This is a genomic window from Streptomyces sp. NPDC090442, assembly GCF_044769405.1.
In the GTDB taxonomy this organism is placed as follows: Bacteria; Actinomycetota; Actinomycetes; order Streptomycetales; family Streptomycetaceae; genus Streptomyces.
On the sequence record NZ_JBIVXW010000095.1, the window covers coordinates 16090 to 29336 of the forward strand.

The window sequence follows — 13247 nt, forward strand, 5'->3', positions numbered from 1 at the left end:
GAGCCTGGTGGGGGAGCGTTGTCATGAGCTCAATCTAGGGAGCGACGGTGCGGCTGCAACCGGTGCGCGCGGCGCGTTCGTCGGCCGAGGTGACGGCCGCGCCGGCAGTGTTGCGGCAACGCTTCCCGGGTTCTGCCCGAAGGTGACTGGCCCTCCCGTGCGGCCCCTGCTGTGGCGCGGGGACCGCACCGGTGAACGTCCTCAGACGGTCTCGGCAGCCGCGGCCGGACGGTGCCGGGGGCTCAGTACCAGCGCGAGGAGAACGGCCGCGGCGGCACTGAGGACGCCGACCAGGCCGGCGGCGGAGTACCCGCCGGCCGTCGGCAGGAGCTGCCCGGCAGCGGTGTGGGACTGCAGCACCGTGGCGCTCAGGGCGCTGCCGATGGTGTAGCCGACGCAGCGCAGGACCTGGTTGAAGCTCATCGCGCTGCCGGTCTCCGTGGCCGGCACGGCGAGGACGATGAGCTGCGGGATCACGGCGAACGCACAGCCGATGCCCAGACCCGCCATCCCCATGGCCACGAACAGCTGCCAAAGCGCCGAGTGGGCCAGCGTGAAGAAGACCAGGGCCCCGAGGCAGACCAGGCAGGACAGCGCGAGGACGGCGCGCGGGGACAGGTGGCGCGAGAGCCGGCGCTGGGCACGGCTGGCGACGACGCTGGTGACGGAGAAGGGCAGGAGGGCGAGCCCGGTGACGGCGACCGAGGCCCCGAAGCCGTAACCGGTGTGCACCGGTGTCTGCGCCAGCCGCGTGACCAACGACATGAGCAGGTACATCGCCACTCCCATCACCGCGATGACGAGGTTGGCCACCACGACCGACCGGTGCCGCGCGACGCGGAGGTCGATCAGCGGGTGAGCGCAGCGCAGTTCGTGAACGGTCCAGGCGGCCAGCAGCACGACGGACAGTGCGAGCAGCCCGAGCAACTCGGTGGAGGCCCAGCCCCATGTGCCGCCTTCGGAGAGCACCAGCATCAGCCCGGCCAGTCCCGAGCTCAGCAGGCAGGCGCCGGGCACGTCGAGCGGCCGACGGGGCAGGTGGCCGGTGCGCGGCAGCACCCGCAGGCCGATCACGAACGAGACGGCGCTGATCACGGTCCCGAACCAGAAGGCCGCGCGCAGTCCGACGCCCTGGGCGATCAGCCCCGTGAGCGGGTAACCGAGGCCGACGCCCGCGGCGGTGGTGATCGACAGCATGGCAACGGTGCGCTGACCACGTTCGCGCGACAGGCTGTCACGCGCGGTCGTGATGGCCAGGGGAATCACGCCGATGCCTGCCCCCTGCAGGGCCCGGCCGGCGAGCAGGAGGCCGAAGTCGAGCGGCAGGGCGGCCAGCGCGCAGCCGACGGCGGACGCGGCGACGGCTACCAGGGTGGCGGTGCGGCGGTGCGGCCCGTCCCCGAGGCGGCCCAGCACCGGGGTGGCGACGGTGCCTGCCAGCAGCGTGATCGTCAGTGACCACTGCGCTTGGGACAGCGGCACGTGGTAGGCGCCGGCTATCTGGGGCACGAGCGGCGCGCCCAGGCTGCTGATCACCGCGAGCGCCATGCCCATGAAGACCAGGGACCGCACGAGGGCGTCGCGTTCGGTGCCTACATCGGGTGCGTCGAGAGCTGTGGTGATCATGGCGGGGCGTACCTCCGAGCGGTTGTCATCGCGTGATGTCATCACATGATGACAAACGTTGGTGCGGCTCGCGTCCCCCGGTCGGTGGAGCGGCCGGGGGAACCGAAGCCAGCCGCCCGCCCCCACGCCCGCCTCAGGAAAGGCCGGATACCCTTGCCGCATCCACCCCTCACCCCTCCCACCGGCATTGGACGGGCAGAAATGACTGGCGGTCCCAGTTCGACGTCCTCACCCGGGCGCCGCCGCCGCGACGCGGAACACAGCCGTCGGCGCCTGCTCGAAGCGGCCCTGGAGCTCTTCTCCGACCGCGGTTTCGATCGCACCACCACCAGGGAGATCGGTGAACGCGCCGGCGTGGACGCCGCGCTCATCGCCCGCTACTTCGGCAGCAAGACCAAGCTGTACATCGCCGCCATGGAGGCACGCAGCGCGACCGACGGCCCCGTGGACGCTCTCGACCCGGCGCGGTTGGGCGAGCTGCTCGGCGGTCCCGGCCGTAACGCACCGGGGCCCGTGCTGCGCACGGCGGTACTGCCCCAAGAGGACCCCGCGGTGCAACTGGCCGCCCGCGAACAGCTCTACCAGCGGCTCGTCACCCCGCTCGCCGACCGCCTCGCCCAAGAGGGCCTGTCGGACCCACAGCTCCAGGCCGAGATCGCGGGGGCGGCGCTGGCAGGCATCGCTCTGGGGCGCCACGCGGGCACGTTGAGCGCTCTGGACGCCGTGCCGCAGGACCAACTCGTCGAGCTGGTCCACGCGTTGCTGACGCGGGGACTGGGCACGCCCCCGGCCTCGCACGAGGCCACAACGCCGGCCCCCGCGACGACGGCCGAACCGAGGAACCCCGCACACGGCTGAGCCTTCGGCAACACGGACAAGGGACGGCAACGACACCTCCCAGCGTGTTCCGAGACGGCGTCCCGCTGTGTACCTTTCCGCTACGCCCAGCCGCTCCCGTGACAGGTCAGGCGCGAGTGGGCGTCCCTGCCGTCAGGCTCAGGCGGATGGACAACGCGGTGTCGTTGAGCAGTCGGCGGTACCGGTCGGACGCTCCAAGGGCGAGGTCCAAGAGGTCGGCGGGGCCGGTCAGGCTCAGTGCTGCGGCGTGATGGGGCGTTTCGGGGCACGGTATGACGGTGGCCAACTCGGCCATGCGCAGGTCGGGTTCCGGGACGCAGACGCAGCGACCGTCATGCGGCAGGTCCAGTGCGTGGGCTGGAGCCGAGTCGTGTGGCAGCACCTCGCCGACGGTCAACCGTTGCGGACTGTTGTCGGGCCGGAAGACGTGGTGGATGACTTGCACGCCACGTGGGTGCGCCACGGTGATCCGCACGCTCATCCCGCTGAGCATGGCCAACTCGTCGGCCCAGACCATGGCTGCAGCGCGCAGGCAGTTGCAGTCTTGTGGCGGTTCGTCCCTGCGGTCGTCACTCCGTAGTGCTCGTACCCGCAGAGCTGACACAGCGCGGTGCAGACTGGCGAATGTGCGGTTCATGGCGACGAACTCCTTACCTGTGATCGCTGAACGGCCATCGAGCGGTTCCGTTTTCACGGTATGGGTGGGATGTGTGCCTGGGCATCGGTCCTGTGGGGGACTCGGGGTATGGCGCCGTAGAGACAACAGCCGACAGCTCCCTCGACCGATTGGTGGACGGTTGCCCCCGTTGAGTAGATGCCTATAGATCTATAGCAAACGCTATTCTGGTCGCATGGCAACGCGACCCGACGACGACCTCCTTGGCCAGGCCCAGGAACTGACACCGGCCCTCTATGCCATCTCCCGAGCGATGCGCCAGCGGCTGCGGGGATCCCCGGAGGTCGGCCTCTCGCCCTTGCCCCCGGCCGAGTTCGAGGTGTTGCGCACCGTGCTGGACGAACCCGGCATCAGCGTCGGCGGCCTGGCTCGGCGACTGGGGCTGCACGCCAGCAACGTCAGCACCATCGTGCGCGGCCTCGTCGGCCGCGGCCTGCTCGCCCGCGAGCCCGACCCCGCCGACCGCCGGGCCGTACGACTTCAGCCCACACCCCAGTCGATCGCCGACCTGCGAATGATCCAGCAGAGTTGGGACGGGTGGTTCGCCGGCAACCTGGCCACTCTCACCGAGGACCAACGCCTCGCTCTCACTGCGGCATTGCCCGCCCTGCGAGCCCTGGCCGCGACTCTCAAGGAGACGCAGGGCGCGACTGCCCAGTAGCTGCTCTCTTTTGGGGGTCGAGGTCGAGCTGCTGGCGCTGCACGGAGTCGGGCGAAGGCTGTTCGCCCGACTCCGCGAGGCGCTGGCCTGAGGTCGACCACCCAGGAACCCCGCAGGCGTGGTGAGTTGGTCGTTCCGATCGGCGGGGGTCCGACGCCCCGGCCGGCCGTCGTGCGATGCGCGCTCCTCGCGTCGCCCCCGTGTCCCGTCGCGTTCTTGGCTGAATTGCAACCCGCGCGGTGGGGGGAGGGGGGCGCCCCTTGATGCAGTGGGTCGCGGGGGATTCCGCCGGCGTGCTGAATAGTTCGAGGATGGGGGCAGGTCGGGTGGCGGAAGGAGAGATCGTTTTTCTTTCAACGTGCCCAGAATGTTGCCGAATTGGTGATCGAGTGGGTTCGGGGCCTTTCGTTGACGATGACCGGTAGAAGACTTATCGAGTAATCTTTTTCTCTGCTTCAGTTGGGCGCGTTGGTGTCGCACCTACTGAGGAGGGTCATATGGCCGAAGTGAAGAAGGTCGTCCGCCCTGCGGTCACCGCGTCGTCCCGTCCGTGTGCGTTCGTGTCGCCGGACAAGGGCAACGCCCCGACGATCGTGCCTGCCCGTAAGCAGGCGGAGGTCGTCTCGGCCCCTGCTGAGCAGCGGGAAGAGCGTACGTCGGCCTAAGGCGCTGAGGTTTGCCGGGGCCCGTCATCGGTCGGGCCCCGGTCTGTCGCGCGGGCCGGGTCGTGGGCTGGGTTCGGCCTGTGTCCAACGGCGCTGCGTCGGGGGTGTTTCCTCGGCGCGCCGTGTCTCATGCCGTACGGCGTGCCCCTGAGGTGTGCCGTACGTCGTGTCGGAAGTCGTCAGACGGAGGGAGAAATCGTCAACCATGCAGAATTCGATGTACCAGTCCTCGCGTTACGTCCGCACTCTGCGTGCTGCCGGCGACCGGGATTTCAGCGCATTCGGAGGTCGGCTCCATTCTTTTGGGGACGGCGAGCGGACCATGGCATTCCATTCCCTGTTCGGGAATGCGCGGTTGGTCGATCGGGACATCGTCGAACTCCTCAAGGACGCGGCCCAAGGGCTCAGTTGGGACCGACTGCGGGAGCGGGTGGGTGACGCCTCGTTGCGGGACCTCGTCGAGGCGCGGTTCCTCGTCGAGGCCGGGCATGACGAGGCCAGGGAGATCGACGGTCTACTGGAGAGCCGGCAGGGCGCCCTCGGTAGCGGTGTGTTCCACTCCTCCATCCAGCTCGTGCTGACCAATGCCTGCAACTTCTCCTGTCAGGGCTGTTTCGCCTACAACTTCGACGGCGGCGTCGAGGAGCGCAACACCTCCGGCGAGTCGGTGAAACCCGGCCCGGTTCTGGTCGAGTTGCGCCGCTCGCGTGATGAGGCCGGCCCCTCCCACCAGGACTCGGGTCCCACGCTCGCCAAGGGTGACTGGAACCACGGCCTGGACCAGGGTCGCAACCCCTCGATGCACATGTCGCGCGAGGTGGCCGAGAAGACCATCAAAGAGGCCATCGAGCTGCGCAAGGCCAATGGTGGTGGCCATCTGACGGTGTCGTTCTTCGGTGGCGAGCCCACCCTGGCGCGGGGCACGATCCTGCACGTGCTGCGTACCTTCGGCGACAGTCACGACGGGGTCACCCTCTCCTACGACCTGACCAGCAACGGTTCCCGCATCGACGACGAGTTGTTGGCGGCTCTCGCCAGGCACCGCGTCGACACCACCGTCTCCATCGACTACCTGGTCCCGGAGACCGGCGAGTTCCGTGGTGGGCAACAACAGCGCACCTCGTGGGCCGTGGTCCGCAAGGCGATCCTCGACATGAAGGCCGCCGGTGTCCCGGTGAGCATCACCACGGTGCTTTCGCAGTACACCTGGGACAAGTGGGGTACTCCGCTCATCGACTTCGTCGCGGAAGCCGGGCTGGACTCCCTCGACGTCATCGTGTCGTTCCAGGCCAGGGAGTTCTTCCAGAAGCACAGTCCGCACGACGTGGCGCAGCGGCTGTTGACCGCGGTCGACTACGGGCGCGAGCGCGGCGTGCAGCTCAGTGGCTACTGGTACCAGACCTTCCAGATGATCATCGACGAGTCCAAGTGGGCCGAGCAGGCCGACTACAAGACCTGCCCCGCGGTCGGCCGTCAACTGTCCATCGAGCCCAACGGCAGCGTCTTCGCCTGCAAGGCCACCGCCCGCAAACTGGGCACCATCGATGACTGGCGCGGCATCTTCTCCTCGCTGGCCTACCAGGACTACGGCATGCGGGCCTACACCAACGGTCCCGGCTGTCAGGGTTGTGAGCTGCAAGGCACCTGCTCGGGTGGCTCCGCCGGTGCGTTGGAGGAGGAGAACGGCTCGATCCAGGTGATGTCGCCCGGCTACTGCGCCTACATGCGTGAGGTGGTGCAGGGCCTCTTGGAGCGTCACCACGTCCAGAGTCTTGCGGCCCTGTCCTGACCGGCCCGCCCGACGCCCCAGGCAACAGTCCGTCCCGCGGGGCGGGTTATCGATCCACGACCGTGCCCCGCGAACCCCGTTCGGGTCGAGGAAGGGTGATTGGTTCCATGGCAACGATCGGTATGCACTTCGGCCATGACGCGGGCGCCGCCCTCACCGACGCGGACGGTTACCACGTCATCGAGGCCGAGCGTCGCCTCGGCCTGCGCCATGTGTGCGGCGGCAACGGCGACTTCCCCCGGGCCGTCGCCGGATGGCTGGCTGAGTTGCGGCAGCGGGCGGTGAGTCCGGTGACCCGTATCGCGGTGGCCGACTGGTACACCCCGGTGTGCCGGGTGCTGCCGCCGGCGCTGGTCGAACTCGTCAACGAGGACGCTCGTTGGACCGCCACCGGCGGTACTGCGCTCACAGACGTGGTGACACGGGTGATCAAACCCCTGGACTGGCCGCTGGCCAAGGAGTTGGGCGACATCACCCTGACCGCGGTGCGCCACCACTACGCGCACGCCGGCCTGGCCTACTACACCTCCGGGGCCCGCAAGGCCCTGGTGCTGGCGCTGGACGGAACGGGTAACTACGCCGAGTGCGGCATGGTCTGTCTGGGCGACGGCGACCGGCTCACGCCGGTGATGTCCTTCACCAACCGCACTGGCCCGCGCTTCGGCCTGGTCTACGAGGCGCTCGCCCGCCGCATCCACGGCAGCCAGTTCGACACCGGCAAACTGCTCGGGCTGACGGCCACCGGGCAGACCGACCCCGCCGTACTTCCGGTGCTGCGTGCCATGCTCGTCCCGCAGTCCACCCGGCGCGCCTCCCCGGACCTGTACGAGCAGCTCGACGAGGACCAACTGTCGGGATCCGCGCTGCGTTACGCCGACACCTGGTGGGAGTACGACCCTTACAGCGGCGGGTACTTGGACGCCGGCCTGGTCGACTCCTCCGACGACGATGTCGTGCACTCCTTCGGTTCGGTCTTCCCCGACGAGATCCGCACCGCCGACGGCCGCGGCACCCCCGTCGGGACCTCCCCCGAGGACCGTGTCTGCCGCGACTTGGCCGCCACCTTGCAGACCGCCGTGGAGGGGGACCTGACCCGACTGGTCACCGGCATCAGCCAACTCTTTCCCAGTTACACCACGCTCTGCTACGCGGGCGGCTGCGCGCTCAACATCACCGCCAACAGTCGCCTGGCCGAATGCGGGCAGTTCACCCGGGTGTCCGTCCCCACGTGCTGCGACGATTCGGGGATCGCGTTGGGCGCGGCGCTGGTCGTCGCCGACCCGGCTGACCGGCCGGCCCTGCTGGGCCGTACGGCAGCGGCGTCACTGGCCTACGCCGGACCACCACTGTCGGGCCTGGGCGAGCCAGGCGGGGACCCGGCGGCCTTGGCCCCCGACCTGGTCCGACGGTTGAGGGGCCTCGGGCTGACCGTGCAACGCCCCATCGACGAGGAGGAGTTGCTCCGGTCCGTCGCCGACCTGCTGGCCGACCGGCGCTGCGTGGCGTGGCTGGAGGGCGGTCTGGAGACCGGGCCGCGGGCTCTGGGGCACCGTTCGCTGTTGGTCTCGGCCCATTGGAGGGGTGCGCGTCGATACGTCTCCCAGACCATCAAGAGCCGCGAGTGGTTCCGGCCGGTCGCGCCGATCTGCCCGGAGGAGGTGGCCGACCGTTATTTCACCGGGCCTTTGGACCACACCGAGGCCATGCTGTTCGCGGTGCGGGTGCGGCCGGAGCGGGCTTGGGAACTCGCCGAGGCCCGGCACATCGACGGCACGGCCCGCCTCCAGACCGTCCGACCCGATACCCACCCCCTGCTGCACGGGCTGTGTCACGCGGTCGCCGCCCGCACGGGACTGCCCGTCCTCATCAACACCAGTGCCAATGGCGGCGGCCGCCCCATCCTCAACGACCTCGACGAGGCGCTCCAGTTGCTCACCGAGACCGCACTGGACGCCGTGGTGCTGCCCGAACACCGCCTGATCGTCGAGTGACCCGCCCTTGCCACCACCCCTACCCGCCCTCGACACCCCGACCCACCGAAGTTGGCCGAAACGGCGATGTCCGGCCCGGCCCGTTCCACCCGACCATGTGCAGGCATCGCGTCCCTGGAGAGTGCCCGTGGCCGCTGTTCCTTTGCGAGACATCCACAAGACCGAGCCCCTGCGCGTCCTGTCCCCGACGGACTGGGAGCAGTGGATCACCGAAGGCTATGTGATCGTCCGGCAGGCGGTGGCGCCGCAGACGGTCACCGCGCTGACCGAGGGCCTGTACTCCTTCCTGGACATGGACCCCGACGACCCCGTCACCTGGACCTCCCCGCACACCGGAAACGACCGGCTGCCGGGCCACAGCGGACTGGTCGAGATGTACAACCACCAAGCCCAGTGGGACGTTCGACAGAGCCCGCGGGTGTACGGGGCCTTCGCCGACATCTGGGACCGCACCGATCTGTGGGTCACCATCGACTTCGCCAACGTCAACCCGCCCAACCGGGGTTCGCGCGCCTTCGACGGGTTCATCCACTGGGACGTGGACACCTCCGCGGCCTCGCTGCCGGTGAGTTGTCAGGCGGTGCTCTCGCTGTCCCACGGTGACCAGGAGATCGGTGGCTTCCAATGCGTGCCGGAGATCTTCACCGAGTGGGAGAAGTGGGTCAGCGCGCAGCCCGCCGACCGGGACCCGGGCACGCCGGACCTCACCGGCTACTCGATCACCACCCCGCAGGTCGCACCGGGTGACCTGCTCATCTTCAACAGCCTGCTTCCGCACGGGGTGCGCCCCAACGTCTCGCCCTCCCGGGTGCGCATGGCTCAGTACCTGACCATGGCCCCTGCCTGGGAGGAGCATGCCGAACTCCGGGCGTCCCGGGTGCGGTTCTGGCGGGACCGGGTACCGCCCCACCCGCCGCAAGGCGGGGTGCGCAAGGACGAGTCCGCGCTGTACGGGCCGGCGGCGCTGACCGAGTTGGGTGAGCGGCTGTTGGGACTGCGGGTGTGGAACGAGGGGAGCGTTGTTGGCTAGCGCTGCCCGGCCCGGGACCCGTTCGACCCGTCACGTGGACCTGGGCCGCCCGTTTCGCTGGCTGTGGGCTTCGACGGCCGGCTCCAACGCGGGCGATGGCATCACCCGGACCCTGCTGCCGCTGCTGGTGGTCGCCCATCACCCCGACCCCGCGGCGGTTGCCGGACTGACCACCGTCAACATGCTGCCGTGGCTGCTGTTCGCCCTCCCCGCCGGCGTCCTCGCCGACCGGGTGGACCGCCGCCGCATCGTGCTGGTCAGCAACATCATCCGCGCCGCGGCCCTGCTCGGTGCGATGCTGGTGCTCGTCGACGACCGTCCGCTGTCCCTGCTGTACGCGCTGGCGTTCGTGCTGGGCATCGCCGAGACCTTCGCCGACACCGCGGCGCCCGCGATGCTGCCGCGCCTGGTCGACGAGCGGCACCTGGAGCGCGCCAACGGCCGTCTGCTGACCGCGCAGATCGTGCTCAACGAGATGATCGGACCTCCCGTCGCGGGGTTGCTGGTGGGTCTGACCGCCGCCGCGGCGCTGGCCACCGGCGGCGTGCTGTATGCCCTGGCCGCGCTGCTGCTGCTCGGCCTCGCCCCGCTGGGCCGCACCGGCCGCGACACGCCCCAAGCGGGCGCGCGCGCGGGGGTACTGCGCGACCTGCGGGGCGGTCTCGGCTTCGTCCTGCACCATCGCGTCCTGCGCCTGACGATGGCCGCGAGTGCCTTGTACGGCCTGGTGTTCTCGGCGACCTTCTCCATGCTCGTGTTGCTGAGCGAGGACACCTTGGGGCTCAGCGAGACCGGCTACGGGCTGCTGCTCACCGCCGGGTCGCTGGGCGCCGTCGCCGGCAGTTGGTTGGCGCCCCGTGCCGCCGACCGGCTCCCCGCCGTACGGCTGGCCCGGTGGTCCCTGGTGGCCTCCGGAATCGCCTACGTCGGGCTGGGCCTGGGCCGGCACCCGGCGTGGGCCGCGCTGGCACTGGCCGTCAACGGCGTCTTCATGATGGGCTGGAACATCCCGGTGATGTCGCTGCGCCAGCGGCTGACACCGGAAGACCTCCAGGGCCGGGTGATGAGCGTGGCCCGGCTGTGTTCCTGGGGCACCATGCCGCTGGGCGCCACGTTCGGTGGTCTGCTCGCCGAAGTCCTGTCCGTGCCTGCGGTGTTCGTGGCGTGCGGGGTGGCTCTGATCGTGGGCGCCCTGGCGCTGCTCGCCCCCTTGCGCGGGGACCGCACCGCGCCCGCACCACCCTCTGACGCACCGCCCTCCGAACCACCACCGCACGGCGACGTTCTCAACAAGGGGTGACCATTGGACATACAGCTCTTCGACACGGTGATCGTCGGAGGCGGCCCGGCCGGCCTCAACGCCGCCCTCTACCTGGGCCGTTCACGACGCCGCGTGCTGCTGATCGACTCGGGCGACGCCCGCAACATGGCCGCCGGCGTCATGCACAACGTCCTCACCAACGACGGAGTCACCATCGCGGACTTCCGGGCCCGCTCCCGCGCCCAACTGGACGCGTACGACGTGTCGTTGAGGGAGGACGAGGTGCGCTCGGCCGAGCCCGAGGGGGACCACGTGGTGGTCACCACCAAGGAGTCCGGCACCTTCCGGGCCCGCACCCTGCTGTACGCGGCGGGCGTGCGCTCGGTGCTGCCACCGGTCCCGGGCCTGGCGGACCTGTGGGGCACGACGGTCCTGGAATGCCCGTACTGCCATGCCTGGGAAGTGCGCGACCGCAGCTTCGCGGTCTACGGAGGGGCCGTGCCCAGCGAATGCCTCGCCGCGACCCTCACGGTCTGGTCCGACCGCATCACCTACCTCACCGACCGGCGCGAACTGCCCAAGGACGAACAGGACCGGCTCACCGCCGCCGGTGTGCCCGTCGTCACCGACCACGTCAGCGAGGTCCGGTCCCACCCCGAAGGCGTCGAGGTCCGCTTCGTGGACGGACGGTCCGCGAGCTACGGGGCACTGTTCCTGCACCTGGACATCGAGCCCCGCCTGGACCCGCTGCGCCCCTGGCTGCAGGCGCCGGACCTGGAGTCCGTGCAGAGCGACGACCGTGGTCGCACCAGCGTGCCCCGGCTGTACGTGGCCGGAGACCTCGGCCGCAACATGCAACAGGCCGCGATGGCCGCGGCCAGCGGCGGACTGGCGGGCATGGCCATCAACGCCGACCTGATCCGCGAGGACCGCCCCGGCTCCCTGCCCAAACCACCACCCCCGACCCCCTGAGCCCCGCCACTCGCCCGTGCACCCGCGCCCCCGCCGACGCCGGCCACTTCGGGGCGCGACGACAGCCACACACAGCACACCGACGGGAGCCCCCTTGCGATGACCTCACCGCGTGCCGAGTTCGCCCCACACATGGAGCACTACACCTTCGTCCTGGAAGACCAGCCCTACCTCGGATACTTCCAATACGGCAACGAGAAGACCCCCGTCTACCACACCGACCAGCATGGATTCCGGGTCACCCCTGGCCCCGACGGACTGCGGGCGACCGTCGGCGACGAGCGCCCCGACGGCCCCGCACGGGTCCTCGCCGGCAGCTCCGCCGTCTTCGGCGTGGGCGCCACCAGTGACGCGGCCACCATCACCGCGCGCCTGTGGAACGCCCACGCGCCCCGCCTGCCCTGGCTGAACATCGCCGGCCAGAGCCACAACTCAGCCCAGGAACTCCTGCTGTTCACCCTGTTCCAACACCAACTCCCCGCCCTCGAAGACATCGTGCTGCTCTCCGGCGTCAACAACCTGGTCCTCAGCCGACTCCCCGAGGAACAACAGGGCCGCCACGGCGCCTTCTTCGACTGTGGCCCCGCACCCGACGTCATCCCACCCACCGAGCAACGCCTCGCCCACGCCACGCAATTGACGCTCCGTCATCTTGCCGGCTGGAAGACACTGGCCGCGGGCCTGGGCGCCCGCCTCACCTTCGTACTCCAGCCGCTCGCGTCGTGGGTGCGAAAGGAGCCGTTGCCCCGCGAGAAGCTCCTCTTCGACGAGTTGGATGAGGTCTCCAACTTCCGTCGATTCCACCACGACATCTCCACCATGGCGGTGGGTCGCGCTTACGCGGACCGGCTGGCCGCCGGGTGCGCCCGCCTCGACGTGCCGTTCGTGGACATGAACGCGGCACTCACCGAAACCGCCGGCCCGAAGGACTGGCTGTTCATCGACCGCGTCCACTGCACCGACCTGGGATACGACAGGGTGGCCCGGCAACTGGCGGACCGCCTTGATTTGGCGTGAGGAGCTTCGCCATGGGCGACGACGACACCCCCGCATTCTTGTCCGCACTGAGCCGCCTGGCCGCCCGGCTGCGCCGCCCTGCCTGGCTGCGCGGCCCCGCCCGGGCCGTGCCGCCCCTCAAGACCCCGCCGGGCCCGGCCGCCGCCCAGGACCCGCCTTCGTCCCGCATGCGGCGGCAGCCGGAGGACGACGCGTCCATCTACCCCCTGTTCTGACATGACCCTCGGCAGGCGCGACGCACGCGCCGACCGCTCGTCCGACACCGCACCAAACCGCCCCGTCCTGGGTATCTCCGCGTACTACCACGACAGTGCGGCGGCACTGGTAGCAGGCGGCGTCCCGCTCGCCGCCGCACAGGAAGAACGCTTCACCCGCCGCCGCCACGACCCCAACTTCCCCACACACGCCCTGACCTGGTGCCTACAGGAATCCGGCCTGCGCCTCGATGAGCTGGCTGCCGTGGCCTTCTACGAGGATCCGGCGTTGAAGTTCCGCCGGGTGTTGGGCACCTGGCTGGCCACCGCCCCACGCGGCCTGCCCGTCTTCCGCCGGTCCTTCCCGCAGTGGATCGGTGGGAAACGACAGGCCCTGGACGAGGTACGGACGCAACTGCGCGAGGTGGCGCCCGGGCAGCCGTTGCCTCCGGTGGTGGCCTACCCCCACCACGCCTCGCACGCGGCGTCGGCGTTCTTCCCAAGCCC

The 13247-nt window shown here is 70.0% G+C and carries 13 protein-coding genes; 11 read left to right on the forward strand and 2 right to left on the reverse strand.

Annotated features, from left to right (window positions below; translation table 11 throughout):
- Positions 1-201: 201 nt before the first annotated feature.
- Positions 202-1626 (reverse strand): MFS transporter, encoded by a 1425-nt coding sequence (locus ACIQU6_RS39735; RefSeq protein WP_403486697.1) that lies wholly within the window; start codon positions 1624-1626, stop codon positions 202-204.
- Positions 1627-1827: 201 nt separating this feature from the next.
- Between ACIQU6_RS39735 and ACIQU6_RS39740 the strand changes: the two genes are divergently transcribed.
- On the forward strand, positions 1828-2484 hold the full coding sequence (locus ACIQU6_RS39740; protein WP_403486699.1) for a helix-turn-helix domain-containing protein: 657 nt from the start codon (positions 1828-1830) through the stop codon (positions 2482-2484).
- A 106-nt stretch (positions 2485-2590) separates the two neighbouring features.
- Here the strand turns inward: ACIQU6_RS39740 and ACIQU6_RS39745 are convergent, their stop codons facing one another.
- Positions 2591-3121 (reverse strand): IclR family transcriptional regulator, encoded by a 531-nt coding sequence (locus ACIQU6_RS39745; protein ID WP_403486701.1) that lies wholly within the window; start codon positions 3119-3121, stop codon positions 2591-2593.
- Between the two features lie 214 nt (positions 3122-3335).
- On the opposite strand from ACIQU6_RS39745, the gene ACIQU6_RS39750 reads away from it, so the two are divergent.
- The 10 genes from ACIQU6_RS39750 to ACIQU6_RS39795 all read left to right on the forward strand — a co-directional run.
- On the forward strand, positions 3336-3821 hold the full coding sequence (locus ACIQU6_RS39750) for a MarR family winged helix-turn-helix transcriptional regulator (protein ID WP_403486703.1): 486 nt from the start codon (positions 3336-3338) through the stop codon (positions 3819-3821).
- Positions 3822-4318: 497 nt separating this feature from the next.
- The gene (locus ACIQU6_RS39755; RefSeq protein ID WP_403486705.1) at positions 4319-4486 is read left to right on the forward strand and encodes a hypothetical protein; all 168 of its coding nucleotides are present in this window, start codon (positions 4319-4321) and stop codon (positions 4484-4486) included.
- A 322-nt stretch (positions 4487-4808) separates the two neighbouring features.
- The gene (locus ACIQU6_RS39760; RefSeq protein WP_403486707.1) at positions 4809-6275 is read left to right on the forward strand and encodes a radical SAM protein; all 1467 of its coding nucleotides are present in this window, start codon (positions 4809-4811) and stop codon (positions 6273-6275) included.
- Positions 6276-6382: 107 nt separating this feature from the next.
- Positions 6383-8266 carry a carbamoyltransferase C-terminal domain-containing protein gene (locus ACIQU6_RS39765; protein WP_403486709.1) on the forward strand — a complete coding sequence of 628 codons (1884 nt, stop codon included), beginning with the start codon at positions 6383-6385 and terminating at the stop codon, positions 8264-8266.
- Positions 8267-8393: 127 nt separating this feature from the next.
- Positions 8394-9296 carry a phytanoyl-CoA dioxygenase family protein gene (locus tag ACIQU6_RS39770; RefSeq protein ID WP_403486711.1) on the forward strand — a complete coding sequence of 301 codons (903 nt, stop codon included), beginning with the start codon at positions 8394-8396 and terminating at the stop codon, positions 9294-9296.
- On the forward strand, positions 9289-10596 hold the full coding sequence (locus ACIQU6_RS39775) for an MFS transporter (protein WP_403486713.1): 1308 nt from the start codon (positions 9289-9291) through the stop codon (positions 10594-10596). Before ACIQU6_RS39770 ends, ACIQU6_RS39775 begins: the two co-directional genes overlap by 8 nt.
- A gap of 3 nt (positions 10597-10599) precedes the next feature.
- Positions 10600-11529, forward strand: coding sequence for an NAD(P)/FAD-dependent oxidoreductase (locus ACIQU6_RS39780; protein ID WP_403486715.1), 930 nt, complete (start codon positions 10600-10602; stop codon positions 11527-11529).
- Positions 11530-11628: 99 nt separating this feature from the next.
- Positions 11629-12546 (forward strand): SGNH/GDSL hydrolase family protein, encoded by a 918-nt coding sequence (locus tag ACIQU6_RS39785; RefSeq protein ID WP_403486717.1) that lies wholly within the window; start codon positions 11629-11631, stop codon positions 12544-12546.
- Positions 12547-12557: 11 nt separating this feature from the next.
- Positions 12558-12761: a hypothetical protein gene (locus tag ACIQU6_RS39790; protein WP_403486719.1), complete on the forward strand. Its 204-nt coding sequence runs from the start codon at positions 12558-12560 to the stop codon at positions 12759-12761.
- A gap of 1 nt (position 12762) precedes the next feature.
- A partial coding sequence (locus ACIQU6_RS39795; RefSeq protein ID WP_403486721.1) for a carbamoyltransferase N-terminal domain-containing protein occupies positions 12763-13247 on the forward strand: 485 nt, incomplete at its 3' end.

Coding starts and splice junctions, on each gene's coding strand:
- ACIQU6_RS39735 (WP_403486697.1), bottom strand. CDS start 1,626: ATGATCACCACAGCTCTCGACGCACCCGATGTAGGCACCGAACGCGAC.
- ACIQU6_RS39740 (WP_403486699.1), top strand. CDS start 1,828: ATGACTGGCGGTCCCAGTTCGACGTCCTCACCCGGGCGCCGCCGCCGC.
- ACIQU6_RS39745 (WP_403486701.1), bottom strand. CDS start 3,121: ATGAACCGCACATTCGCCAGTCTGCACCGCGCTGTGTCAGCTCTGCGG.
- ACIQU6_RS39750 (WP_403486703.1), top strand. CDS start 3,336: ATGGCAACGCGACCCGACGACGACCTCCTTGGCCAGGCCCAGGAACTG.
- ACIQU6_RS39755 (WP_403486705.1), top strand. CDS start 4,319: ATGGCCGAAGTGAAGAAGGTCGTCCGCCCTGCGGTCACCGCGTCGTCC.
- ACIQU6_RS39760 (WP_403486707.1), top strand. CDS start 4,809: ATGGCATTCCATTCCCTGTTCGGGAATGCGCGGTTGGTCGATCGGGAC.
- ACIQU6_RS39765 (WP_403486709.1), top strand. CDS start 6,383: ATGGCAACGATCGGTATGCACTTCGGCCATGACGCGGGCGCCGCCCTC.
- ACIQU6_RS39785 (WP_403486717.1), top strand. CDS start 11,629: ATGACCTCACCGCGTGCCGAGTTCGCCCCACACATGGAGCACTACACC.
- ACIQU6_RS39790 (WP_403486719.1), top strand. CDS start 12,558: ATGGGCGACGACGACACCCCCGCATTCTTGTCCGCACTGAGCCGCCTG.